The organism is Streptomyces sp. ICC4 (genome assembly GCF_003287915.1).
GTDB classification, from domain to species: Bacteria; Actinomycetota; Actinomycetes; order Streptomycetales; family Streptomycetaceae; genus Streptomyces; species Streptomyces tritrimontium.
This window is the reverse complement of record NZ_CP030286.1, coordinates 6,432,304-6,456,219: the sequence shown is the minus strand read 5'-3', so window position 1 is coordinate 6,456,219 and position 23,916 is coordinate 6,432,304. Positions and strand designations below refer to the sequence as shown.

At 71.9% G+C, this 23,916-nt stretch carries 17 protein-coding genes and 2 pseudogenes; 8 read left to right on the top strand and 11 right to left on the bottom strand.

What is annotated here, in order from left to right; all coding sequences use genetic code 11:
• Positions 1-30 precede the first annotated feature (30 nt).
• On the bottom strand, positions 31-972 hold the full coding sequence (locus tag DRB89_RS30140; protein ID WP_112451435.1) for a cyclase family protein: 942 nt from the start codon (positions 970-972) through the stop codon (positions 31-33).
• Positions 973-1,128: 156 nt separating this feature from the next.
• Here DRB89_RS30140 and DRB89_RS30135 point away from each other — a divergent pair, with 156 nt between their 5' ends.
• Complete coding sequence (locus DRB89_RS30135) at positions 1,129-2,358, top strand: PP2C family protein-serine/threonine phosphatase (protein ID WP_112451434.1); 1,230 nt, start codon at positions 1,129-1,131, stop codon at positions 2,356-2,358.
• Here DRB89_RS30135 and DRB89_RS30130 read toward each other — a convergent pair.
• Positions 2,306-3,691 (bottom strand): MFS transporter, encoded by a 1,386-nt coding sequence (locus DRB89_RS30130; RefSeq protein ID WP_162688785.1) that lies wholly within the window; start codon positions 3,689-3,691, stop codon positions 2,306-2,308. The genes DRB89_RS30135 and DRB89_RS30130 overlap by 53 nt on opposite strands.
• 309 nt (positions 3,692-4,000) lie before the next feature.
• On the opposite strand from DRB89_RS30130, the gene DRB89_RS45055 reads away from it, so the two are divergent.
• Positions 4,001-4,156, top strand: a complete 156-nt coding sequence (locus DRB89_RS45055; RefSeq protein WP_239516394.1) for a hypothetical protein — start codon at positions 4,001-4,003, stop codon at positions 4,154-4,156.
• A gap of 234 nt (positions 4,157-4,390) precedes the next feature.
• Here DRB89_RS45055 and DRB89_RS30120 read toward each other — a convergent pair whose 3' ends face one another.
• Positions 4,391-5,437 carry a mechanosensitive ion channel domain-containing protein gene (locus DRB89_RS30120; RefSeq protein WP_239516393.1) on the bottom strand — a complete coding sequence of 349 codons (1,047 nt, stop codon included), beginning with the start codon at positions 5,435-5,437 and terminating at the stop codon, positions 4,391-4,393.
• Between the two features lie 51 nt (positions 5,438-5,488).
• Between DRB89_RS30120 and DRB89_RS30115 the strand changes: the two genes are divergently transcribed.
• Positions 5,489-6,058 carry a dienelactone hydrolase family protein gene (locus DRB89_RS30115; RefSeq protein ID WP_112452253.1) on the top strand — a complete coding sequence of 190 codons (570 nt, stop codon included), beginning with the start codon at positions 5,489-5,491 and terminating at the stop codon, positions 6,056-6,058.
• Between the two features lie 91 nt (positions 6,059-6,149).
• Here the strand turns inward: DRB89_RS30115 and DRB89_RS30110 are convergent, their stop codons facing one another.
• The 5 genes from DRB89_RS30110 to DRB89_RS30090 form a co-directional block, all read right to left on the bottom strand.
• On the bottom strand, positions 6,150-7,070 hold the full coding sequence (locus tag DRB89_RS30110; RefSeq protein WP_112452252.1) for a zinc metalloprotease: 921 nt from the start codon (positions 7,068-7,070) through the stop codon (positions 6,150-6,152).
• A 253-nt stretch (positions 7,071-7,323) separates the two neighbouring features.
• On the bottom strand, positions 7,324-9,003 hold the full coding sequence (locus tag DRB89_RS30105; protein WP_239516392.1) for an alkaline phosphatase D family protein: 1,680 nt from the start codon (positions 9,001-9,003) through the stop codon (positions 7,324-7,326).
• 153 nt (positions 9,004-9,156) lie between these two features.
• Positions 9,157-9,954 carry a DsbA family protein gene (locus DRB89_RS30100; protein ID WP_112452251.1) on the bottom strand — a complete coding sequence of 266 codons (798 nt, stop codon included), beginning with the start codon at positions 9,952-9,954 and terminating at the stop codon, positions 9,157-9,159.
• A 65-nt stretch (positions 9,955-10,019) separates the two neighbouring features.
• Positions 10,020-10,715, bottom strand: coding sequence for a hypothetical protein (locus DRB89_RS30095; protein WP_112452250.1), 696 nt, complete (start codon positions 10,713-10,715; stop codon positions 10,020-10,022).
• A 145-nt stretch (positions 10,716-10,860) separates the two neighbouring features.
• Positions 10,861-12,186: a DUF2252 domain-containing protein gene (locus DRB89_RS30090; RefSeq protein WP_112452249.1), complete on the bottom strand. Its 1,326-nt coding sequence runs from the start codon at positions 12,184-12,186 to the stop codon at positions 10,861-10,863.
• Between the two features lie 221 nt (positions 12,187-12,407).
• Here DRB89_RS30090 and dnaE point away from each other — a divergent pair, with 221 nt between their 5' ends.
• A complete protein-coding gene (gene dnaE, locus DRB89_RS30085) occupies positions 12,408-15,953 on the top strand; it encodes a DNA polymerase III subunit alpha (protein WP_112463490.1) in 3,546 nt (1,181 codons plus the stop codon).
• 67 nt (positions 15,954-16,020) lie between these two features.
• Here dnaE and DRB89_RS43845 read toward each other — a convergent pair whose 3' ends face one another.
• The gene (locus DRB89_RS43845) at positions 16,021-16,185 is read right to left on the bottom strand and encodes a hypothetical protein (RefSeq protein ID WP_204357925.1); all 165 of its coding nucleotides are present in this window, start codon (positions 16,183-16,185) and stop codon (positions 16,021-16,023) included.
• A gap of 233 nt (positions 16,186-16,418) precedes the next feature.
• Here DRB89_RS43845 and DRB89_RS30080 point away from each other — a divergent pair.
• A pseudogene (locus DRB89_RS30080) lies at positions 16,419-17,051 on the top strand (NYN domain-containing protein); the annotation flags it as partial.
• Between the two features lie 327 nt (positions 17,052-17,378).
• On the opposite strand, the pseudogene DRB89_RS30075 reads toward DRB89_RS30080, so the two are convergent.
• A pseudogene (locus tag DRB89_RS30075) lies at positions 17,379-17,894 on the bottom strand (helix-turn-helix domain-containing protein); the annotation flags it as partial.
• A 137-nt stretch (positions 17,895-18,031) separates the two neighbouring features.
• Between DRB89_RS30075 and DRB89_RS30070 the strand changes: the two are divergent.
• Positions 18,032-18,403 carry a hypothetical protein gene (locus DRB89_RS30070; RefSeq protein ID WP_112451416.1) on the top strand — a complete coding sequence of 124 codons (372 nt, stop codon included), beginning with the start codon at positions 18,032-18,034 and terminating at the stop codon, positions 18,401-18,403.
• A gap of 33 nt (positions 18,404-18,436) precedes the next feature.
• Here DRB89_RS30070 and DRB89_RS30065 read toward each other — a convergent pair whose 3' ends face one another.
• Positions 18,437-20,374: a pentapeptide repeat-containing protein gene (locus DRB89_RS30065; protein WP_112453892.1), complete on the bottom strand. Its 1,938-nt coding sequence runs from the start codon at positions 20,372-20,374 to the stop codon at positions 18,437-18,439.
• 141 nt (positions 20,375-20,515) lie between these two features.
• On the opposite strand from DRB89_RS30065, the gene DRB89_RS30060 reads away from it, so the two are divergent.
• On the top strand, positions 20,516-22,660 hold the full coding sequence (locus DRB89_RS30060; RefSeq protein ID WP_112451417.1) for an acyl-CoA dehydrogenase family protein: 2,145 nt from the start codon (positions 20,516-20,518) through the stop codon (positions 22,658-22,660).
• A gap of 12 nt (positions 22,661-22,672) precedes the next feature.
• Positions 22,673-23,860 (top strand): lipid-transfer protein, encoded by a 1,188-nt coding sequence (locus DRB89_RS30055; RefSeq protein WP_112451418.1) that lies wholly within the window; start codon positions 22,673-22,675, stop codon positions 23,858-23,860.
• The last annotated feature ends 56 nt before the right edge of the window (positions 23,861-23,916 follow it).

The following is a 23,916-nucleotide window of genomic DNA, read 5'->3' as shown; positions in this document are numbered from 1 at the left end:
CTTTGAGTATATTCCTGGGGATTTGATGCTTCACAGGAGAGCGACCGGACTGACCGGCGATCCCGTCCCGCCGGGAACGTTCAGGGGTGTCACGACGATCATGAACTCGTGGCGCCCGGCGTGCGCGCACGCGGCGGCCAGCGCCTCCAGGTCCAGGTTGTCCAGCAGCGGCACCCCCATGGCCGCGATGGCGAGGGCGTGGACCGGGGAGTGGAGGCCCTCGACCGGGGACGGCCGGACGTCGCTGTCCCCGTCCGCGCCGAGCAGGCTGATCGCACGCTCGGCCAGCAGCGGCATCGCGTCCACGTGGAAGCCCGCGCTCGCCGCGTCGACGTCCCAGGGGCCCAGTTCGCGCCGGCGCCTGAACCGGCCGGAGCGCAGCAGCACGGCGCATCCCTCGTCGATCCGGACGCCGAGCGCGCGCTCGGCGTCGATCACGTCGCGGGCGCGGACCGCGTGCCCGGGCTCCAGCCAGTCCACCCCGAGGACGGCGGGCAGGTCGAGGAGGACGCCCCTGGTCACGAGCGGGCCCAGCGCCGCCACCGAGCCGAAGCGGGCCCCGCCGGAGCCGATGGCCTCGCGCGCCGGGCGGCCCCCGTAGAGCAGCCCCCGGTAGGCGATGTGCGACAGCGCGTCCAGGTGGCTGACGGCCTTGCCGTGGTAGTCGACGCCGAGGAAGTCCTTGTGGGTGGCCGGTTCCGGAGGCTCCACATCGCCGAGGTCGGACATGTAGTGCAGGGCGGGCTTGGCGTTGTCGGGGCCGGGCCGGGTGTTCCAGGGCAGCCCGAGGGGCACCGCCGTACCGTCCCGGACCAGGGCCGCGGCCCGCCGTACGTGGTCGGGGGTGACCCGGTTCCAGGCGCCCCGGTCGGCCGGGGTCCACCGGCCCCACGTACGGACCGAGGCGAAGAGGGCGTCGAATTCCGCACGGGAGACCCGGGGAACCTCCGCGGGGTCGGTGCTCACGGGCATGCGGCGCTCCAGACTCGCGGGGCGGCGGGCCGGCCCGCCGTTTGCGCATCCCTACCCGCTCCGGCGCAGGCCGGGCCGCTCGGGCCGGGAAGACACCCCCAGGGGACGGACGGACAGGAGTGGCGGCCGCGGGTCCGGGCGAGGCAGGCTGTACTCATGAGGGCGCCCTTGCGCTCGCCCCCGGGACCGGGAGCCGGCGGTCACCACCAGGTCCTTTTCACGCTCGCGGTGTGCTTGCCCTTCGCGCTCGCCCTGCTGGTGCTCCTCATCGAGCTCACTCCCGCGCACGTCGTGTACACCGGCCCCCTGTTGGTCGCGACACCCGCTCTGGCGGCCGTGACGATGGGTCCCACGGGCACGCTCGCGGCCGCGGGGGTGGCCGTCGGCGTCAGCGTGACCACCGCCACCCACAACCACGCCTGGGGCGGCCAGCAGGTCTACACGAACTTCGTCGCCCTGTTCCTGGTGTCCGTGGCCAGCGTCATCACGAGCCGCGCGGCGCGCACCCGCCGGGAGAACGAGCTCAACCAGATCCGCCGCATCGCCGTGGCCGCCCAGGAGGTCCTGCTGCGGCCCGTACCGGCCCGGCTGGGCTCCGTGCGGGCGGCCAGCATGTACCTGGCGGCCGAGACGGGCGCGCAGATCGGCGGAGACCTGTACGACGCGGTCCAGACCCGGTACGGGGTCCGGATGATCGTCGGGGACGTCCGGGGCAAGGGGCTGCCCGCGGTACGCGCCGCCGCGGTCGTGCTCGGCGCGTTCCGGGAGGCGGTGCACTACGAGGACGACCTGGTGGAGGTCGTCAACCACTGCGGAGAGGCCCTGCGCCGGGACGCCGTCGTCATGGGCGCGGGCGCGGGCCCGGAGGGCGCCGACGACGCCCTCCGGGAGTCCTTCGTCACCGCGCTCGTGGTCCAGATCCCCGACGGCCCCCACGTCGTGGTGATCAACCGGGGCCATCCGCCCCCGCTGCTGCTGTGCGACGGCGCCGTACGGTCCCTGGTGCCCACCACCCCGCTGCCGCCGCTCGGCCTCGAGGAGTTCATCACCGGCCCTCCGGGGCGGCCGGACACCTATCCCTTCGCACCGGGGGACCGGATGCTGCTGCACACGGACGGCGTCATCGAGGCCCGGGACGCGGACAACGCCTTCTTCGACCTGCCCGAGGCCATGAAGACGATGCGCGGCCACACCCGGCAGGACTTCCTGGAGGGCCTGCGCGAGGGACTGCTGCGCCACACCCGGGGCTCTTTGGCGGACGACGTGGCGGTCATCCTCGTCGACCGGCTCGAAGAGGACCGGCTCGAAGGCGACCGGCTCGAAGGCGACCGGCTCAGGGACGACCGGCTCGAAGACGGGGCCGGACCAGGCGGCGTACGGCCATGACGACCACCGCCGAGGCGAGGATGCCCACCCCGCCCAGCCGCAGGATCGCGTCGTAGGCCTCCTCGGGCGAGCGCTGCGGCGTCATCGCCGAGATCCCCGCGGCCGTCCCGGCCAGCGCGATCGCGCCCAGCGTGACCAGGAACGTCAGCAGTACGCCCGACGCCTCACCCGCCCTGGCCGGCGCGACGATCTGCTGGGTCGCCACGCTGGAGTAGGTCCAGCCAAGCCCCAGGCCCAGGCCGCACCACGCGAACACCGGTACGTACAGCCACCAGGCGGTCGCCTGGGCCAGCGCGTACATCCCCGTGCCCGCGACGGCCGCGGCCAGCGCCATCACCGTGGTCGGCGCCATGTGCCGGCCCAGGCGCGCCCCGAGCGGCCCGCTGAGGGCCACCAGCAGGGCCGGGGCCAGGAAGACCGTGCCGGCCAGCAGCGGCGAGAGCCCGCGCACGCCCTGGAGGTAGAGGGTGGCGAGGAAGACGGTGACGCCATAGCCCATGTTCGTGAGCGAGCCCATCGCGGTCACCAGGACGTACGGGACGTCGCGGAACAGCCGCAGGTCGATCAGCGGGTGCCGGGCCAGCCGCTCCCGCACGAGGAACAGCCCGCCGGCCACGACGGCCCCCGCGAACAGGAGCAGGACGCGGGCGCTGTCCCAGCCCCAGGCGTCCCCGCGCTCCACGGCCATGGTGAGGGCGGCCAGGGCGCACACGATCAGGGCGCAGCCGAGGAGGTCGAGCTCGCGCGGCGCCGAGACGTCGCGCGAGTCCGGGACGTAGGCGAGGGCGACGAGCAGCGAGATCAGGCCCAGCGGCGCCATCAGCCAGAAGATCCAGCGCCAGCCGGGCCCCTCGGTGAACCCTCCGCCCACGAAGGGCCCGAGCGCGGTCCCGATGTTGGCGACGCCGAACACGCCGCCCAGCGCCTTCGCGCGGGTCTGCTCGGGAAAGGTGTTGGTGATCACGGACACGGCCACCGGGAAGACGAACGCGGCGCCCACGCCCTGGGCGATCCGGGCCGCCACCAGGGGACCGAGGCCGGGCGCCAGCGCGCACCCCACGGAACCGGCCGTGAACAGGGCGGTCCCGGCGAGCAGGGTCCCCCGCCGCCCGAAGACGTCCCCCACCCGGCCGCCGACGATGAAGAAGCAGCCGATGGCGAGCATGTACGCGGACAGGGTCCACTGCGCCGCCGACACCGTGACGCCGAGTTCCTCGGAGATCCCGGGAAGGGCGAGGTTGAGGGCGAAGAAGTCGAGCTGGATGCAGAACAGGGCGACGGCGACCGCGACGAAGGCTCCCGTCCGCGCTGCCGCCGAAGACTCGGCGCGCATGGGCGCGCTCCTCTCAGCCGACGTCGAAGCCGACGTCGACGCCGTCGGAGTCGGGGGCACCATCGACGGCCGCACGCATGCCCTCACCCCATTGTGGGGCGGCCCGCCGGGGCCCGCATCCGGACCACGGGCTTCGCCGTCGCCGCCAACGGGCCCCCGTTGGTTTCGCGTTGGTCGCCGGTTGGCCGCCACCGGCAGCCTCAAGGCGTACGGGAACACCGGTCCACGAGATACGGAGCCCTGGGCGCGGCGGCCGTCGCGCCGGCCGCGACCGAGGCCCCGGCCGGCTGCAACAGCGGAGGGCTGTGCGTGGACTGGAACACCGACTACCGGGGCGGCGTGCAGACCGTCTACCAGAACAACACGGATCTCACCGGCTACGCGAACTTCAAGAACGCCCTGCACGGTTCGGCCTTCAACAACGGCAACAGCTGCAACGTGACGCTGTACAAGGCCACGGGCTAACAGGGCACGCCCTGGCACCTGGACCGCGGCCCCGGCTGGCTGGACATCCAGGACAACCTGATCACCATCGCGTCCAACAAGTGGTGCCTGTACCAGACCGATGGGTTCCAGGACACGGACCGCAGCCGTGGCACTGCTCCTGGGTCTCGGTGCCGCCGGATGCTCGGCATCCGGCGGCACCGCCGCCCCCGGCCCCCCCGGACCCGTCCCGGGCTCCGCCCCGGCCCCCGCGCCTCAATCGCCGGTGGGGCCGGATCCGTCCGGTGGGGGCGCCGCCTCCGTGGTGGCGATGTGGGGGAGGGCGTACGGATGGTGGGTCACCAGCCAGGTGATCAGGCGCTCGCGGACCGCGCAGCGCACGGTCCACACGTCGTCGGCGTCCTTCGCCGTGACCACCGCGCGGACGTGGATCGTGTGCGGCGTGGTGTCCGTGACGGCGAGGGAGCCCGTGCGGCCGTCCCATTCCGGGACGTCCTTCAGGATCCGTTGGAGCTGCTCGCGCATCAGGTCCACCGGGGCGCTGTGGTCCAGGTGCCAGAACACGGTGCCCGTCATCTGCGCGCCGCCGCGCGACCAGTTCTCGTAGGGCTTGCCCGTGAAGTACGACACCGGCATCGTGATGCGGCGCTCGTCCCAGGTGCGGACGGTGAGGAACGTGAGGGTGATCTCCTCCACCGTGCCCCATTCCTTGTCGACGACCACCGTGTCGCCGATCCGGACGGTGTCGCCGAAGGCGATCTGGAGTCCGGCGAAGAGGTTGCCCAGGGCGGACTGGGCCGCGATGCCCACCACGATGCCGAGGACGCCCGCCGAGGCCAGCATCGAGGTGCCGACCGTCCGCATCTCGGGGAACGTGAGCAGCAGCGCCCCGATCGCCACCACGATCACCACCGCCGTGACCACCCGCTGGATCAGCGTGACCTGGGTGCGGACCCGGCGGACGCGGGCGTCGTCGGGGGTGTCGGCCGCGTAGCGGGCGTAGACGGAGTCCACGATCGCCGTCGTGACGCGCACCAGCAGCCACGCGGCCGAGGCGATCAGGACCAGGGTCAGCGCGTGGCCCCAGCCGTCCGCGCGGTGGCGCAGGCCCTGGAGCAGCGAGGCCGCCAGGACCACCTGGAACGGAGGGCGGCAGCGGCGCAGCAGGCCCCACAGCGGGGTCTCGCTGTGCCGGGCGTCGGCCCGGCGCAGGAGCAGGTCGAGCAGCCATCCCGCGATCAGGGTGAGGGCCAGGGTGCCGGCGACCGCCGCGACCGGGCGCAGGAGCGAGTCCGTGTCCATGGACGCCAACCGTAGCCGGACGGGGTCCGGGGGAGCTGGCACGATGGAGGCATGAACATCATGCTTTTCCATTCGACCTACGGGCTGCGGCCCGCGGTGCGGGAGGCGGCCGACCGGCTGCGCGCCGCCGGGCACGAGGTCCAGGTGCCGGACCTCTTCGAGGGACGCACCTTCGAGACCGTCGAGGAGGGCATGGCCCACCGGGACGGGATCGGCCGTGACGAGCTGCTCAAGCGCGCGGTACTGGCTGCGGCCCCCCACTCCGACCAGGGGCTGGTCTACGCCGGCTTCTCCTTCGGCGGCTCGCTCGCCCAGCACCTGGCGCTCGCCGACGCGAAGGCCCGCGGGCTGCTGCTCCTGCACGGGACGGCCGACCTGGAGGACGGCCTCTTCATCGACGACCTGCCGGTGCAGCTGCACATCGCGGATCCGGACCCCTTCGAGCCGCACGACTGGCTGACCGCCTGGTACCTGGGCATGCGGAAGGCCGGGGCGGACGTGGAGGTCCACACCTACCCGGGGGCCGGGCACCTGTTCACCGACCCGGGGCTGGACGACTACGACGCCGAGGCCGCCGAGCACGCCTGGACCGTCGCCCTCGGCTTCCTCGACGGCCTGTAGCCCGGGGGAACGCACGGATGGGGCCCCCGCGAGCGCGGGGGCCCCATCGTCGTGCGGGCCTCTTGCGGGCCCGTCACGCGTGCGCCGGACGTCAGGCGCGGTACGCCGTCCACATGCTCTTCATGCGGGTCACCTGGCCCGCGGTGAACTGGTACATGCAGGAGTCGTACGTGTAGTCCATGAAGTTGTGGATCGGGTCGACGCCCGCCTTGGCGGCGCAGCTGTCGCGCCCGGTCGGGCACTCGAAGGCCGCGCTCTTCTCGGCCGGGGTGTCGGAGACGGAGTCGCCGCTGCCGTTACAGCCGCCCTGGAAGGTGTGGTAGAGCCCGAGCCAGTGGCCGACCTCGTGGGTCGCGGTGTCGCCCTCGTTGTAGTTGGCGGCGGAGCCGCCGGGCAGCGAGGTGTCGAGGACGACCACGCCGTCCATCTTGGGCTGGGAGGCGTAGGAGCTGGGGAAGGTGGCCCAGCCCAGCAGTCCGCCGGAGAGGTTCGCGGTGTAGAAGTTCAGGGCGCCCGCACCACCCTGGCGCAGGGTGTTCTTCATGTTCTTCTCGGCCGTGGAGCCGGAAGCCAGGTTGTACCAGGAGGCGTTGTCCGTGTAGTCGGTCGCCGCCAGGGTGAACTGGTAGTTCGTGTTGGCGTTCCCGGTGCCCTGGCCGCCGTAGGCCGCGTTGAGGACCGCGAGCTGCTTGGTGATGTCGGTGGACGTCAGCTTTCCGGTGGTGCCGGAGTGGATGACGTGGAAGTACACGGGGATGCTCGTCACGGCCTCGGCGACGCGCAGGCTGCGCGGCTCCTTCGAGGTCTTCGCCAGCTTCGCCTGGAGGTCGGCGTCCATGGCCTTGGACTGGGCCTCGGTGACCTCGTTCGGCTCGGCCGCGTGCTGGTCCTTCGGCCGCGCCACGCGGGCGTTGGCCGCTCCGGCGGACTCCTCGGCGCACACCTCGGCGCCGGTCTTGGCGGCGGCGAGCGGGGTGAAGGCCAGGGTTCCGGCCAGGACGGCCGTACTCATCAGGCGACGGCGAAGAAGGGGGGATATGCGGGCAACTGCGCGCACGTGTGCTCCTCGAGGTGGGGTCTCGGTGGGGGCTTTCAGGCCGAAGATCACTTCGGATGGCGCGAAGCTTATGGGTTGATGACGCGTACAGGTCAAGGGTCTTGCGTTAAATATTTGTTGCTTCTGACGCCGAAAGGGCGCCTGGTCTGCACCAGACGCCCCTTCGGACAAGAGATTTGACGGTATGTCAGTGTCGGGCCCGCATGGGTCAGCGGACGGGCTGGTCCGCCCGCTCCACCTTCTGCGTTCCGTTCAGCGTCCGGTACGAGCGCTGCCAGGCGGCCGTGGCGTCCTGGCGCCGCTTGTCGGAGATCGTGTAGTAGTCCATCTGCGACCGCTCGGCCGTCACGTCCAGCACGCCGTATCCGTGGGCGTCCATGTCCAGCCACTTCACGTGCCGGTTGGCCGCCTTGATCGCCGTCTCGGCGACCAGCGAGACGGTGTCCGCCGGGACGTGCAGGAGGTCGTCTATGTTGTCGGAGGTCACCGACGTCACCACGAACTCCACGCCCGCCGACCGCGACCACGGGTAGGTGGCCGCCGCCACCGGGACGTCGTTGGCCCACGCCATGTGGATGTCGCCGGTCAGGAAGACGGTGTTGCGCACGCCCCGGTCCGTCAGGTGGCCCAGCAGCTCGCGGCGGTCGTCCGTGTAGCCGTCCCACTGGTCCACGTTGACCGCGAGCCCGCCCTTGGGCAGGCCGAGCAGCTCGGCGAGCGGCTCCAGCAGGTGCGCGGGCAGGGAGCCGAAGGCCACCGGCGAGATCATCACCGAGGTGCCCACCAGCTTCCAGGTGGCCTGCGAGCCCGCCAGCCCCGCCTTCAGCCAGTCCAGCTGCGCCCGGCCGGTGATCGTGCGCTCCGGGTCGTCCACCGCGCCGCTGCCGATGCCGGCCTGCTGCGAGCGGAAGCTGCGCAGGTCCAGCAGGTGCAGGTCGGCGAGGGTGCCGAAGCGCAGCCTGCGGTAGACGGTGCCCTCGGTGGAGGTGCGGACCGGCATCCACTCGAAGTACGCCTGGCGGGCGGCCGCCGCGCGGGCGGCGAAGTCGCCCTCGGTGGCCGGGTCGTGGTTCTCGGCGCCGCCGGCCCAGCTGTCGTTGGCGATCTCGTGGTCGTCCCAGATCGCGATGACCGGGTGGGCCTGGTGCAGGGCCTGGAGGTCGGGGTCCGTCTTGTACTTGCCGTGGCGCGTGCGGTAGTCGGCCAGGGTCAGGATCTCGTGCGCCGGCTCGTGCTGCCGTACGACGTACTTCGGCTCGGGGTAGCCGCCGGTCTTGTACTCGTAGAGGTAGTCGCCCAGGTGCAGGACCGCGTCCAGGTCGGCCCGCGCGGCCAGGTGCCGGTACGCCGAGAAGTAGCCCGACTCCCAGTTGGCGCAGGAGACCACGCCGAAGCGGACCCCGGGGGTGGTCGTCCCGTCGGCGGGAGCGGTGCGGGTCCGCCCGACCGGGGAGAGCGACCCGCCGGCGCTGAACCGGTACCAGTACGCCGTCTGCGGCCGCAGCCCGCGCACGTCGGCCTTGACGGTGTGGTCGCGGGCGGCACTCGTGGCGACGGAGCCGCCGGCGACGACCCGGGAGAAGGCCTTGTCCTCGGCGATCTCCCAGCCCACCTGGAGGGCGGGCCCCGCGCCGGAGCCCGGCACGGCCCCGGGGACCGGGGTGACACGGGTCCACAGCAGGATCCCGTCGGGCAGCGGGTCGCCCGAGGCGACGCCGTGCGCGAAGGAGGGGGCGCCGGCGCCCGCGGCCGCGCGGGCCGGGCCGGCGGCCAGCGCGGTCATCGGGGCGAGGGCGGCGGTGGCCGCCGCGGCCAGCACGACGGTGCGGCGGCGGGGGTTCGGCGCGGACGCCGAATCCGGTGCGGAAGAGGAGAGTTGACTGGTCACGGATGGTCATATTACCGACGGGTACAGCCGGTGGAGAAGCCCTGTGAAAGCAACAGGCGGGCGAACTCTGGGAGTTCGCCCGCCCGCGCGGTGGACCGGTCGTTCCGGGCCGGTGGTGGAGCCTCGGTCAGCGGGGCTCCGGCCGGTGGAGCGTCAGCCGGCCAGCGCCTTGTCGACGGCCGTCGTGAACGCCTCGGGGGTCTGCGGCAGCGGGTCGATCTTCTTGCCGTCGATCTTCAGGGTGGGCGTGCCCGTGACACCGCTCTTGTCGAAGGTCTTGGACATCTCCAGGGCCCACCGGTTGTACGTGCCGTCCTCGACGGCCTTCTTGAACTCGGCGTTGTCCTTGAGTGCCGGGACCTGGTCCGCGACCGTCAGCAGGTAGGCGTCCTTGCCGAACTTGTCGTCCTTCTCCTCCGGGTGGTTCGCCGCGGAGTAGAGGGCCGTCTTGTACTCCAGGAAGGCCTCGGGGCTGACGTTGAGGGCCGCGCCCAGCGCGCTCAGGGCGTTCTTCGAGCCGCTGCCCGGGATGCCCTTGTCGATGAAGGTGGCGCCGATGTACTGGATCTTGTACTTGCCGGCGTCGAGGTCCTTCTTGACCTGCGGGCCGATGGCCTGCTCGAAGGTCGCGCAGACCGGGCAGCGCGAGTCCTCGTACAGCTCCAGCGTCTTCTTGGCGTCCGCCTTGCCGACGATCACGGTCGTGCCGTTCTCGCCCGAGGTGTTCTTCGGCGCGACCAGGGCCGCGTCCGCGGCCTTGTCCCACTCGCCGGGCTTGTTCGCCTGCACGACCAGGTAGCCGACGCCTCCGACGAGGGCGAGGGCGGCCGCGACGCCGGCCGCGACGAACACCTGGCGGCGGGCCCTGGCCTGCTTGGCCTGCTTCTCGCGCTCGGCGCGCAGCTTCTCGCGGGCCGCCGCCTTGTTCGCCTGGCTGTTGCGTGCGCTCATGGTGATCTCCGTGGGGTGTGGCTTCGGAGCGAAGCCGGATGGAAGGGCGGACTGCCATGCGTACGTCAGGCGCGGGCGAGCGCGCCGTGTACGCGGGGAGGTCCCCGCCGTCCCACGGAATGTGCCGGGAAGCGCGTACGGGCCGCGGTGCCCGCGGGCGTCGGCCGCAGGGCCCGCCGCGGAGTCGGGCCGAAGGCCGCCACCACTTTGGCCGAGGCCAGCCGCAGCGGCCGGAAGGCGCAGGCGGCGGCCGCGTCCAGCAGTCGTCCCAGTGCCCGCTCCCCGTGCCGCAGCCACACCGAGGCGACCAGCCCGACGCCTACGTGCGCGCCCAGCAGCAGCCAGGGCGTCCACGGTCCGGGCGCGGCCAGGAGCGCTCCCGGGTCGGCGGCGGCCCCGCCCGCCTCGGCCAGCGGACCGCCCAGGGGCGAGCCGCCGCACAGGTCGGCGAGGCCCATGGCGCGCAGCGGGCCCGAGACGGGCCCGCCGGCGGGCCCGTAGCAGAGGTGCTGGCCGGAGGTGAAGACGGTGTCGGCGGCCAGCTCCAGCGGTACGAGCAGGCCGGCGATGGGGCCGAGGCCCCGCTCGCGCCCCGCCAGGGCGTAGGCGATCGCGAACACGGCGGCGAAGGCCCCGCCCACCAGGGCGGGCGGCAGCGGGGTCCGGGACATCAGGACGTGCGAGCCGGCCGAGAGCAGCACGACGAACGCGCTGAACAGCGCGGCCCGCAGCCCTCGTGGTCCCACCCCGGATATGTCCATCGCCGCGAGTGTGCCACGAGTCCCTGTGAGGACGGGGCGCAGGTCCCGAAAGGGGCGCGGAACGCGCCTTTCGGGAGGGATCGCGGCTTTCACCCCCCGTCCGGTACCCGCCCCCCGTCCGGTACCCGCCGCCCGGCGCACGGTCCTACGGAGTGATCCGCCCGTTGCGGAAGAGGTCCACGAAGATCTGGTGGTCGGCGCGCGCCCGGGCCCCGTAGGCGTGGGCGAAGTCCACCAGCAGCCGGGCGAAGCCCTCCTCGTCCGCGGCGATGGCCGCGTCGATGGCCCGCTCGGTGGAGAAGGGGACCAGTGTCTGGCCGCTCTGCTGCTCGTCCGCCGCGCCGTGCATCGTCGCCGTGGCCCGGCCGAGGTCCGCGACCACGGCCGCGATCTCCTCCGGGTCGTCCAGGTCGGACCAGTCCAGGTCCACCGCGTACGGGGAGACCTCCGCCACCAGCTGCCCCGCCCCGTCCAGCTCGGTCCAGCCCAGCCACGGATCGGCGTGCGCCTGGAGGGCGCGCTGCGAGATCACCGTGCGGTGCCCCTCGTGCCGGAAGTAGTCCCGCACCGCCCGGTCGGTGACGTGCCGGGACACGGCCGGGGTCTGCGCCTGCTTGAGGTAGATCACGACGTCGTTCTCCAGGGCGTCGCTGTGCCCCTCCAGCAGGATGTTGTACGAGGGCAGGCCCGCCGAGCCGATCCCCACGCCCCGGCGGCCCACCACGTCCTTGACCCGGTAGGAGTCCGGGCGGACCAGGGACTCGTCGGGGAGGGTCTCCAGGTAGCCGTCGAAGGCGGCGAGCACCTTGTAGCGGGTGGCCGCGTCCAGCTCGATGGTCCCGGGGCCGGGGGAGAAGCGGCGCTCGAAATCGCGGATCTCGGTCATCGAGTCGAGGAGCGAGAAGCGGGTGCGCCGGCGGGCGTCGCGCAGGGCGTCCAGCAGCGGGCCGTCGGCGGTGTCCAGGGTGAAGGAGGGGACCTCCTCGTTCTTGGCGCCGGTGGCGAGCGCGTGGATGCGCTCGCGGTAGGCGGCCGCGTACGTCCGCACCAGCTCGCTGATCTGCTCGTCGCTGAGGGCCTTGGTGTAGCCGATCAGCGCGACGGAGGCCGCGAACCGCTTGAGGTCCCAGGTGAACGGGCCGACGTACGCCTCGTCGAAATCGTTGACGTTGAAGACCAGACGGCCGTTCGAGTCCATGTAGGTGCCGAAGTTCTCGGCGTGCAGATCGCCGTGGATCCACACCCGGCCGGTGCGCTCGTCCAGGTACGGGCCGCCGTGCCGCTCGCGCTCCAGGTCGGCGTAGAAGAGGCAGGCCGTGCCCCGGTAGAAGGCGAACGCGGAGGCGGCCATCTTCCGGAACTTGACCTGGAAGGCGGTCGGGTCGGCGGTGATCAGCTCACCGAACGCGATGTCGAACACGTCGAGTATCTGCTCGGCGCGCTGCTCGTCGGTCGTCTCGGGAACCGCCATGGCGGGTGCCTCCAGGTGGCGCGGGGTGGATCGCATTTTCGATCATGCATTTCGGACACTGCCGTTGGTCGTGCAACGCATGACCGTACCGGTCAGTGCCCGCCCACCCGTCACCCGACCACCTCCCCTCATCGAGCGCTTCGCGCGCCCCCTCCGTCTGTCACCCGGGAGACGTAGGATTCAGAGCTGCCGCCCCTCTCTCCCCGCCGGAGGCCCCCACCGTGACCAAGACGCCGTTCACGCACCTGCACGTCCACACCCAGTACTCCCTGCTGGACGGTGCCGCGCGGCTCAAGGACATGTTCAACGCGTGCAACGAGATGGGCATGACGCACATCGCCATGTCCGACCACGGCAACCTGCACGGGGCCTACGACTTCTTCCACACGGCGAAGAAGGCCGGGGTCACGCCGATCATCGGCATCGAGGCCTACGTCGCCCCGGAGTCCCGGCGCAACAAGCGGCGCATCCAGTGGGGCCAGCCCCACCAGAAGCGCGACGACGTCTCCGGTTCCGGCGGCTACACGCACAAGACGATCTGGGCGGCGAACTCCACCGGCCTGCACAACCTCTTCCGGCTGTCCTCCGACGCGTACGCCGAGGGCTGGCTCACGAAGTGGCCGCGCATGGACAAGGAGACCATCTCCCAGTGGTCCGAAGGCCTGATCGCCTCCACCGGCTGCCCCTCCGGTGAGCTGCAGACCAGGCTGCGCCTCGGCCAGTTCGACGAGGCCCTGAAGGCCGCCTCCGAATACCAGGACATCTTCGGCAAGGACCGGTACTTCCTGGAGCTGATGGACCACGGCATCGAGATCGAGCGCCGGGTCCGCGACGGGCTGCTGGAGGTCGGCAAGAAGCTCGGCATCCCGCCGCTGGTCACCAACGACTCGCACTACACGTACGCGCACGAGTCGGCCGCGCACGACGCCCTGCTGTGCATCCAGACCGGCAAGAACCTCTCCGACCCGGACCGCTTCCGCTTCGACGGTACCGGCTACTACCTCAAGTCCACGGAGGAGATGTACGCCGTCGACTCCTCGGACGCCTGGCAGGAGGGGTGTCGCAACACCCTCCTGGTGGCCGAGCAGATCGACACCACCGGCATGTTCGAGGCCAAGAACCTCATGCCGAAGTTCGAGATCCCCGAAGAGGGCTACACCGAGATCACCTGGTTCAAGGAGGAGGTGCGGCGCGGCATGGCCCGCCGCTACCCGGGAGGTGTTCCCGAGGACCGGCAGAAGCAGGCCGAGTACGAGCTGGACGTCATCATCCAGATGGGGTTCCCGGGCTACTTCCTCGTCGTCGCCGACTTCATCATGTGGGCCAAGAACCAAGGCATCGCGGTGGGCCCCGGCCGTGGCTCCGCCGCCGGCTCGATCGTCGCCTACGCCATGGGCATCACCGACCTCGACCCGATCACCCACGGCCTGATCTTCGAGCGGTTCCTGAACCCCGAGCGCGTCTCCATGCCCGATGTCGACATCGACTTCGACGAGCGCAGGCGCGTCGAAGTGATCCGGTACGTGACCGACAAGTACGGCGACGACAAGGTCGCCATGATCGGCACGTACGGAAAGATCAAGGCGAAGAACGCCATCAAGGACTCCGCCCGGGTCCTCGGCTACCCGTACGCCATGGGCGACCGGCTCACCAAGGCGATGCCCGCCGACGTCCTCGGCAAGGGCATCGACCTCAACGGCATCACCGACCCCTCGCACCCGCGCTACGGCGAGGCGGGCGAGATCCGGGCGATGTACGAGAACGAGCCGGACGTGAAGAAGGTCATCGACACCGCCCGCGGCGTCGAGGGCCTGGTCCGCCAGATGGGCGTGCACGCCGCCGGCGTGATCATGTCCAGCGAGCCGATCGTCGACCACGCTCCGGTCTGGGTGCGGCACACGGACGGCGTGACCATCACACAGTGGGACTACCCGCAGTGCGAGTCGCTCGGCCTGATCAAGATGGACTTCCTCGGGCTGCGCAACCTCACGATCATGGACGACGCCGTCAAGATGGTGAAGGCCAACAAGGGGATCGACCTCGATCTCCTCGGCCTGCCGCTCGACGATCCCAAGACGTACGAGCTGCTCTGCCGCGGTGACACCCTCGGCGTCTTCCAGTTCGACGGCGGGCCCATGCGCTCCCTGCTGCGCCTGATGAAGCCCGACAACTTCGAAGACATCTCCGCCGTGTCCGCCCTGTACCGGCCGGGCCCGATGGGCATGAACTCCCACACGAACTACGCCCTGCGCAAGAACAAGCAGCAGGAGATCACCCCGATCCACCCGGAGCTGGAGGAGCCGCTCAGGGAGATCCTCGGCGTCACCTACGGCCTCATCGTCTACCAGGAGCAGGTCCAGAAGGGCGCCCAGATCATCGCCGGCTACTCGCTCGGCGAGGCCGACATCCTGCGCCGCGTGATGGGCAAGAAGAAGCCCGAGGAACTGGCGAAGAACTTCGTCATCTTCGAGGCGGGAGCCAAGGCCAAGGGCTTCAGCGACCAGGCGATCAAGGCGCTGTGGGACGTCCTGGTCCCCTTCGCCGGCTACGCCTTCAACAAGGCCCACTCGGCCGCGTACGGCCTGGTCTCCTACTGGACCGCCTACCTCAAGGCCAATTTCCCGGCCGAGTACATGGCGGGTCTGCTCACTTCGGTCAAGGACGACAAGGACAAGTCCGCGATCTACCTGAACGAGTGCCGCCGGATGGGCATCAAGGTGCTCCTGCCGAACGTGAACGAGTCGGAGCCCAACTTCGCCGCCCAGGGCGACGACGTGATCCTCTTCGGCCTCACCGCGGTGCGCAACGTCGGCACCAACGTCGTGGAGTCGATCATCAAGAGCAGGAAGGCGAAGGGGAAGTACTCCTCCTTCCCCGACTTCCTGGACAAGGTCGAGGCCGTCGTCTGCAACAAGCGCACCGTCGAGTCCCTGATCAAGGCCGGCGCCTTCGACGAGATGGGCCACACCCGCAAGGGCCTGGTCGCCCACCACGAACCGATGATCGACAACGTGGTCGCCGTCAAGCGCAAGGAGGCCGAGGGGCAGTTCGACCTCTTCGGCGGAATGGGTGACGAGAGCGCGAGCGACGAGCCCGGATTCGGCCTCGACGTGGAGTTCTCCGACGTCGAGTGGGAGAAGTCCTACCTGCTCGCCCAAGAGCGCGAGATGCTCGGCCTCTACGTCTCCGACCACCCGCTCTTCGGCCTGGAGCACGTCCTCTCCGACAAGACCGACGCCGGCATCTCCCAGCTCACCGGCGGCGAGCACTCCGACGGCGCCGTCGTCACCATCGGCGGCATCATCTCGGGCCTCCAGCGCAAGATGACCAAGCAGGGCAACGCCTGGGCCATCGCCACCGTCGAGGACCTCGCCGGCTCCATCGAGTGCATGTTCTTCCCCGCGACCTACCAGCTCGTCTCCACGCAGCTGGTCGAGGACACCGTCGTCTTCGTCAAGGGACGCCTCGACAAGCGCGAGGACGTCCCCCGGCTGGTCGCCATGGAGATGATGGTCCCCGACCTGTCGAACGCCGGCACCAACGCCCCGGTCGTCCTCACCATCCCCACCGTCAAGGTCACCCCGCCGATGGTGACCCGGCTGGGCGAGATCCTGCGCCACCACCAGGGCAACAGCGAGGTGCGGATCAAGCTCCAGGGGCCGCGCACCACCACCGTGCTCCGCCTCGACAAGCACCGGGTCAAGCCCGACCCCGCGCTCTTCGGCGACCTCAAGGTGCTCCTCGGCCCGTCCTGCCTGGCCGGATAGCCGCAGCGGTACGCGGGAAGGGCCCGCCCCGGTCGACCGGGGCGGGCCCTTCCCGTACGTGGAGGCCTCAGTTGTGGCCGAACTTCTTCTCCTTGCGCTTGCCCGCCATCTGCAGCGGGCTCGGCGCCGCCGAGGTGGTGGGCGAGGATTCCATCGAACTCTTCGCCGGATCCTGTGCAGCCGAGCGGTCCTCGGACTTGGCAGGCTGCTGGCGGTTCTTGTTCTTGGCCATGGGGAGCCTCCGTGGGGGGTCTAGGGGCCAGGGCCGCCTTCACACTCACACAACGCCGCATACGGCGCATTTTGGATCATTACCCCGCGTAGTCGGCCGCCTTCCCGGACGCCCCCGTGAGATCCGCCACGCCGATGATCGAGTTCCGGCCGTCAACGCCCTTGTGGTCGGGCAGACTCGGGGGACCCGCCGAGAAACACACCAGAGGACCCCCAGGGAAGAGGGTGGTACGCGTGGACCGCTGCGTCGTCCTGGTGGACGCCGGCTATCTGCTGGGCGCCGCCGCCAGCCTTCTCGCAGGGGAGCCCTCACGCTCCCGCATCACCGTGGACCATGCCGCCCTCATCCAGGGCCTGCGCGAGCGGGCCGAGGCGGACACCGAGCAGCCGCTCCTGCGGATCTACTGGTTCGACGGCGCACCCGACCGGGTCCCCCAGCCCGAGCACCGCCGGCTGCGCGTCATGCCCCGCGTCACCGTCCGGCTCGGCGCCCTGACCCGCAGCGACGGCCGCTGGGCCCAGAAGGGCGTCGACGCGGCCATGCACGCCGAGCTCACCGAGCTGGCCCGCAACCGCGCCTGCTCGGACGTCGTACTCGTCACCGGCGACGGAGACCTGCTGCCCGGGCTGATGTCGGCCAAGGAGCACGGGGTCGCCGTCCACCTGTGGGCCGTCCAGGCCGCCGACGGCGACTACAACCAGTCCGAGGACCTCGTCGCCGAAGCCGACGAGCGCCGCGTCCTGGACCGCACCTGGATCACCCGCGCCGTCCGCGCCCGCGACCTCACCGGACTCTGCGCCCCGCCGCCCGCGCCGCGCCCCGAGATCGCCGCCATCCTCTCCGCCCCGCTGCCCGAGGCCGCCCTCGCCGAGGCCGCGCGCGGCAACGGCAACCGCCCGCCGGCGCCCGTGGAGCCCGAGGAAGGCGGCGTACCCGCCCCCGCGTCGCCCGCCACCGCCAACGGCAAGACCCTCGGCGTCGGCCGCTCCCCCCTCTACGCACCCTCGCCGCCTACGCCGAGGCCATCGCCACCGGCCGCGAGCCCAATAGAACGCAGTGGTTTGCGGCCGGTGCGGTGATCACGACCGGCCGCACAGCGATCCGGCGGCCAGCAGCTCCTTGGCAGCGCGGGCAATGAACTGGCGGGTGGAGCCCGTCGCGGGCAGCGGCTCGGGCCGGGGCTGCACGGCGGTCAGCACCACGTACCAGCGCTTGCCCTCGCGCTTGACCGACACGGTCTTGACCTTGCCGACCACCGACCGGTGCCGGTGGACCTTGACGTGCCCGACGCCCTGGAAACGGACGCGGGCCGCATGGTCCGGGAGGGAGTCCCACCGGCAACCGTCGCCGTCCTTCGGGAAGTCGACGGTGTCGAACCAGTTCACCCCACGGAAGCGCGGGTATCCCGGCGTATCGCCGGACTTGACCCGGCGGAAGAACGCGGCGAACGCCTTGTCGAGACGGCGCAAGGTGGCCTGCCGGCTGGAGAACGACCACCGGCCGTGACGCTCCGGGTCGAAGGCCCTGATGTCCTTGAGCTGCGCGGACTGCATCCCGTACTTGATGCTCGTCTTCGAGGCGTGCCGGTAGGCGTCGCGGCGTTCCTGCAACGCGCCGTTGTAGACGCCGCAATGATCACGCAGCATCTCGCCGAGCGCGATCTCCTGCCGGAAGGTGGGCCGCAGGAGGAACTTGTACGCACGGATCACCCGGCCCACCCCCTTCCGGTCAAGGTGGACCAACATAGCGAAGGCCACTGACAACGCAGAGCACTCCGGCGCTCCGCGCCTCCGGGCCAAGGATCCATTCCCTCCCGGCCCAAAGTCCGGGATTCCCTGGAAGAAGGATGATGGAGGTCCTGCACGCGTCCGTCGACACCGCGCATCTGGCGCGGGCCGTCGCCGAGGGGGAGCGGGACCTCGCCGACGACCGGGTGGGCGCCGCGTTCCTGGTGTGCCCGGGGATGGGCGAGCTGGTCACCCCGGAGAGCCTGAAGGGGATCGGCCGCCCGGTCGCGGTCCGGTGGGGCGGGGCCGACGTCGTCACGCCCGCGGAATCCAACGCGCTGCGCTACCTCGGGGCCATCCCCGGTGCGGAGGGCCGCTCGGCCGGCGCGGACGTGGAGCACTACCACTTCGTCCGCGACGACGCCGACGGCGCGGAAGTGCGCCGCCGGGTGGCCGCCGAGGCCGTGGAGTTCTTCCGTACCCGGCTGTGAGGGCGAGCGGGGCGGGCGCCGCGAGGGGCGCGGTCAGCGTTTGACGCGGCCGCGGACCGCGAGGGCGGCGAAGCCGAGGAGGACGGGCTCGGTCAGCCGCGAGGCCATCTCGACGTAGGTGCCCGGCGTGGTCAGGTTCTGGCCCGAGGAGCGGAAGACCACCGAGTTCACCACCACGCGCAGGCTCTTCTCGAACCGCTTGGCCGTCAGCCGCTCGTGGAGCGGCCCCGAGGGGTTGACGGGGTCGGGGGTGTCGGTGGTCAGGCGGACGTTCTGGCCGACCACGCGGCCGGCCGACACGGACTTCGGATCGTTCTGCGGAAGCCCCCACACCATCATGACCAGCACCGTCGCGGTCATCGCGAGCCCGAGCCAGGCCAGGGCGCGCGAGGCGCGCAGCCCGTAGCCGGAGAGGGCCCAGTAGGCGGTGAGCAGGCCCCGTTCGGCGCGGCTGCGGGGGGAGCGGCGCTCCAGGCGGCGCATCTCCATCTCGGCGTAGTAGAAGTCGGCGGCTCCGGGCTCGTCCCTGCCGTCCTCGAACCCCTTGCGGAGCTGGCGGTAGAGCGCGGCCAGTGCGGCCGGCCCCGGCGGGGGTGCCGACGTCACGGTGGGGGGCGCGTCCGGGACCCAGCCGGCCCGCATGCGGCGCCGGTGGTGGGGCAGGGCGCGCCAGTGGTGCTCCTCGGCCAGGGCGAGCCGGTCGGTCCAGCGCAGCGGGACCAGCCTGCGCAGGTCGGTGCCCGCCGGGGTCCGGGCGAAGACGGTGTCGCCGCCCAGGCGGAGCTGGTCGAGGTGGAAGGCGCCGAGGAACCGGCAGGCGGACAGGTCGGTGCCGGTCAGGACCAGCTGGGCGGCGTCGATGCCCCGCAGGGACAGGACCCGTACCCGGTCGTCGGCGTTGCCGAGGCAGGATTCGTCGAGGTGGGCGAAGGGGGCGGCGTGGGCGGTGACCGCGATCGGCTGCGTGACCACGGCGTCCGACAGGTCGACGTCGGCGTACCGCAGGCGCAGGGTGGCCGTCGACTCCCAGACGGCGCGGGCGCAGGTCAGGGACCGGGCGGCGGCCTCGATCGTCACGGCGCGCCCGAAGGCGGCGCCCGACAGGTCGAGTGATCCGTGGCAGGCCAGCGGACCCAGCCGGTGGGCGGTGGAGAAGGACGCGTCCTCGAAGAGGCCGTCGGCGTGGAGCACGGCGCCGTCGAACAGGACGGCTCCGGCAAAGGAGGCGCGCTTGAACCAGGCGTCGGTGTGGAACGTCGCGCCGACGAACCGGGCCTTGGACTGGAACGCCGTGCCGTGGAAACGGACTTCGTCGGGGAACACCACCTCGTCGAACTGGGCTTCGGCGTGGAACACGGCTCCCGAGAACCAGGCGCCGGCTTCGAAGGTCACGCCGTCCACCTGGACCGTGGTGGTGAGGTTCGCGACCGCGCTGCCCGACCGGACGGCGACGGAGATCGTCAGGGAGCCGAACCGGACGTCTGTGTGGAACACCGTGCCGACGAACCGGGCACCGTCCCGGAACACCGCGCCCGAGAACCAGGCTTCGGCCTGGAACGTCACGTTGTCGAACCAGGCGAGGGCGCCGAACTCCGCGCCCCCGAAGTCGGCCACGGACGAGAAGGTCGCACCGTCGAAACGGGCTTCGGAGGCGAAGACCGCGTGGTCGAACGTGGCCCGGCCGAAGCGGGGCCGCCCCGTCGCGGGGTCCCGGAGGGCGTCGAAGAGCCGGTCGGCCAGGTTTCCGGTGAAGGTGACGCCCTGGTGCTCGACGTCGTCGCCCGCGGAGAGCGACGCCAGGTGCAGGGTGAGGTCGGCGGGCGCGAGGTGGGCCAGGCAGCGCGGTGGGCCCGCAGTCAGCGGGACCGCGACCTGCCGCCCCCGGCAGCCGACCGGATCGGCCGGGCTCGCGCCCTCACCGCAGTGCGGCCACACGGGCGTGCCGGGCGGAGGTGCGGGCGGCGACGTCATACCCGTGAAGACGACCGGAGGGTGCCGCACGGTTGCCCGCCCCCGCCGATCCCCGCGGCGTTCCCCGTGCGGGGTCAAATGCGAGAACACGTTTCAGTTCTGACCTTCCGTCAGAATGGAACGTGTTCTACTCTGCCGCGCATGGGCATCGGAATCACACAGGAACAGCGGGAGTTGGCCGCGGCCGTACGCGGCTGGGTCGCTCGGGCCGTGCCGCCCGAGGAAGTGCGCAAACTCCTCGACACCCCGCCGCAGACCGGCGCGCGCCCCGCCTACTGGGACGCGCTCGCCTCCTCCGGGCTGCTGGAGCCGCACCTGGACGGCGGGACCCTGCTCGACCTCACCGTCGCCGTGGAGGAAGCCGCCCGGGGCGCGCTGCCCGGGGCGTACCTGCCGAGCGCGCTGGCCTCCGTACTCCTGGACCGGGCCGGCGCCGAGCCGCTCGGCGGGCGGGTCGGCGCCGTCGCGCTCGGACCCGGGGACCTGACCGCCGTCGCCGTCGAGGGCGGCTACCTGCTCGACGGGAGCGCCCCGCCGGTGCTCGGCGCGGGCGAGGCCGACCTCGTCCTGCTCGCCGCCGAGACCGCGCACGGCACCCGCTGGTTCGCCGTGGACGCCGCGGCGCTGGACGTCCGCACCCACGAGAGCGCCGACCCGACCAGACCCACCGCCGGCGTCCGCGCCCGCGGGGTCACCGCCGGGCCCGACCGGCTCCTCGAACTCGACGCCGCGCTCGTCCGCGACCTCGCCTGCGTGCTCTTCGCCGCCGACGCCTGCGGCACCGCCGCCTGGGCCCTGCACACCGCGGCCGAGTACGCCAAGGTGCGCGAGCAGTTCGGCCGGCCCATCGGACAGTTCCAGGGCATCAAGCACCTGTGCGCCGACATGCTCGTGCGCGTGGAGCAGGCCCGGGCCCTGGTCTGGGACGCCGCCCAGGCGACCGAGGAGCCCGCCGAGGTCCGCTCGCTGGTCTCCGCCCTCGCCGCCGGGACCGCACTCGACGCCGCCTACTCCTGCGCCAAGGACTGCATCCAGGTGCTCGGCGGCATCGGCTTCACCTGGGAGCACGACGCCCACATCTACCTGCGCCGGGCCCTCGTCGCCCGCCAGCTCCTCGGCTCCGGCGACGGCCACCGGGTCCGCGCCGTACGGCTCGCCGCCGCCGGGGCCCGGCGCGAGCTGCGCCTCGAACTGCCCGCGCAGGCCGAGAAGCACCGCGCGAAGGCCCGTACCGCCATCGAGGACGCGCGCGGCCTCGACCCCGCCACCGCCCGCCGGGTCCTGGCGCCCACCGGGTACGCCGCCCCGTACCTCCCGGCCCCCTACGGGCTCGGGGCCGGGCCCGTCGAACAGCTCGTCGTGCAGCAGGAGCTCAAGGCCGCCGGGGTCAAGGTCGCCGACCTCGGCATCGCCACCTGGGTCGTCCCCTCGCTGCTGGCCTACGGGACCCCCGAGCAGCAGGAGCGCCACCTGCTGCCCACGCTGCGCGGGGACGTCACCTGGTGCCAGCTCTTCTCCGAGCCGGGCGCCGGCTCCGACCTCGCCTCGCTGCGCACCAAGGCGGAGCGGACCGCGGACGGGGACGGACCTGCGGACGGCGGCTGGATCGTCAACGGGCAGAAGGTGTGGACGAGTTCCGCGCAGAGCGCCGACTACGGCATCCTGCTGGCCCGGACCGACCCGGACGCCCCCAAGCACAAGGGCCTCGGCTACTTCATCGTGGACATGAAGACCCCCGGGATCGACATCCGCCCGCTCAAGGAGATCACCGGCGAGGCCCTCTTCAACGAGGTCTACTTCGATGACGTCCGGCTCCCGGCGGACGCGCTCGTCGGGGCGCCGGACGGCGGCTGGAAGGTCGCCCGCAACACCCTCGGCAACGAACGCGTCCACATGGCCGACCAGATGACCTTCGACACCGGCCTGGAGGCGCTGCTCGCGGGCTCCGCCGAACTCGAAGGCGCGTACCGCGTGCGGATCGGGGCGCTGGCCGCCGAGGCGCACGCCCTGGCCTGCATCGGGCTGCGCACCACCCTCCAGCAGGTCTCCGGGCTGGAGCCGGGCGCGGGCGCGTCCGTGCGCAAGCTCGTGCAGACCCCGCACCAGCAGCGGACCGCCGAGCTCGCGCTCGAACTGCTGGGCCCGGCGGGCGCGGTGAGCGAGGGGGCGGGCAAGCGGGCGGTGCACGGGATGCTCATGTCCCGCTGCCTGACCATCGCCGGAGGCACCACGCAGGTCCAGCTGAACGTCGTGGCCGAGCGCATCCTCGGCCTTCCCAGGGACTGAAGGGCAGCAGTGATGAAGTCGTACATCGTGGGCGTCGGCATGACGAAGTTCGAGAAGCCGGAGTCGCGGGACTGGCAGTACTGGGACATGGCGAAGGAAGCCGGGACGGCGGCGCTCGCGGACGCGGGCATCGACTACGGCCTCGTCGAGCAGGTGCCGGTGGGCTACTGCTTCCAGGCCTCCACGGCCGGCCAGCGGGCGGCGTACGAGATCGGGCTGAGCGGGGTGCCCGTCTACAACGTCAACAACAACTGCGCGACCGGCTCGACGGCGCTGATGATGGCGCGGCAGTTCGTCGAGGGCGGCATCAACGACTGCGTGCTCGCGCTCGGCTTCGAGAAGATGAAGAAGGGCGCGCTGGGCGGCGGGGCGGACGGTGGGGACTTCAAGACCTCGCCGGTCGCCCGGCACTACGGGATCATGGCGGCCGGGCACGGCTTCGAGATGTCGCCGCCGACCGCGCAGATCTTCGGGAACGCGGCCCGGGAGCACATGAAGCTGTACGGGACCACGGCCGCGCAGCTGGCGGCGGTCGGGGCGAAGAACCACCGGCACTCCGCGAACAACCCGAACGCGCAGTTCCAGGACGTCTACACGGTCGAGGAGATCCTCGCGGCGAAGACGATCCACGAGCCGCTGACCAAGCTCCAGTGCTCGCCGACTTCGGACGGGGCGGCGGCGGCGGTCGTGGTCTCGGAGCGGTTCGTGGAGCGGCACGGGCTGGGGGACCGCGCGGTGGAGATCGCCGCGCAGGCGATGACGACGGACACCGAGGCCTCCTTCGCGTCGGGCTCGTGCATCGACGTGGTCGGCAAGCCGATGACGGCGGCGGCGGGGCGGCAGGTCTTCGAGGCGTCCGGGCTCGGGATCGAGGACGTGGACGTGATCGAGCTGCACGACTGCTTCTCGATCAACGAGCTGCTGACGTACGAGGCGCTGGGGATGTGCGAGGCGGGTGGCTCGGGGCCGCTGGTGGAGTCGGGCGCGACGACGTACGGCGGGCGGTGGGTGGTGAACCCGTCGGGGGGCCTGATCTCGAAGGGCCACCCGCTGGGGGCGACGGGGCTCGCGCAGGCGGCGGAGCTGGTGTGGCAGCTGCGGGGCCTGGCGGGGGCCCGGCAGGTGTCCGGAGCCCGGGTCGGCCTGGCGCACAACATCGGCCTGGGCGGCGCGGCGGTGGTCACCCTCCTCCGCAAGTAGCCCGGCCGGCTGGTGAACTCCCGACCGGGCCCGGCCCGACCCGGCCCGGCCCGGTC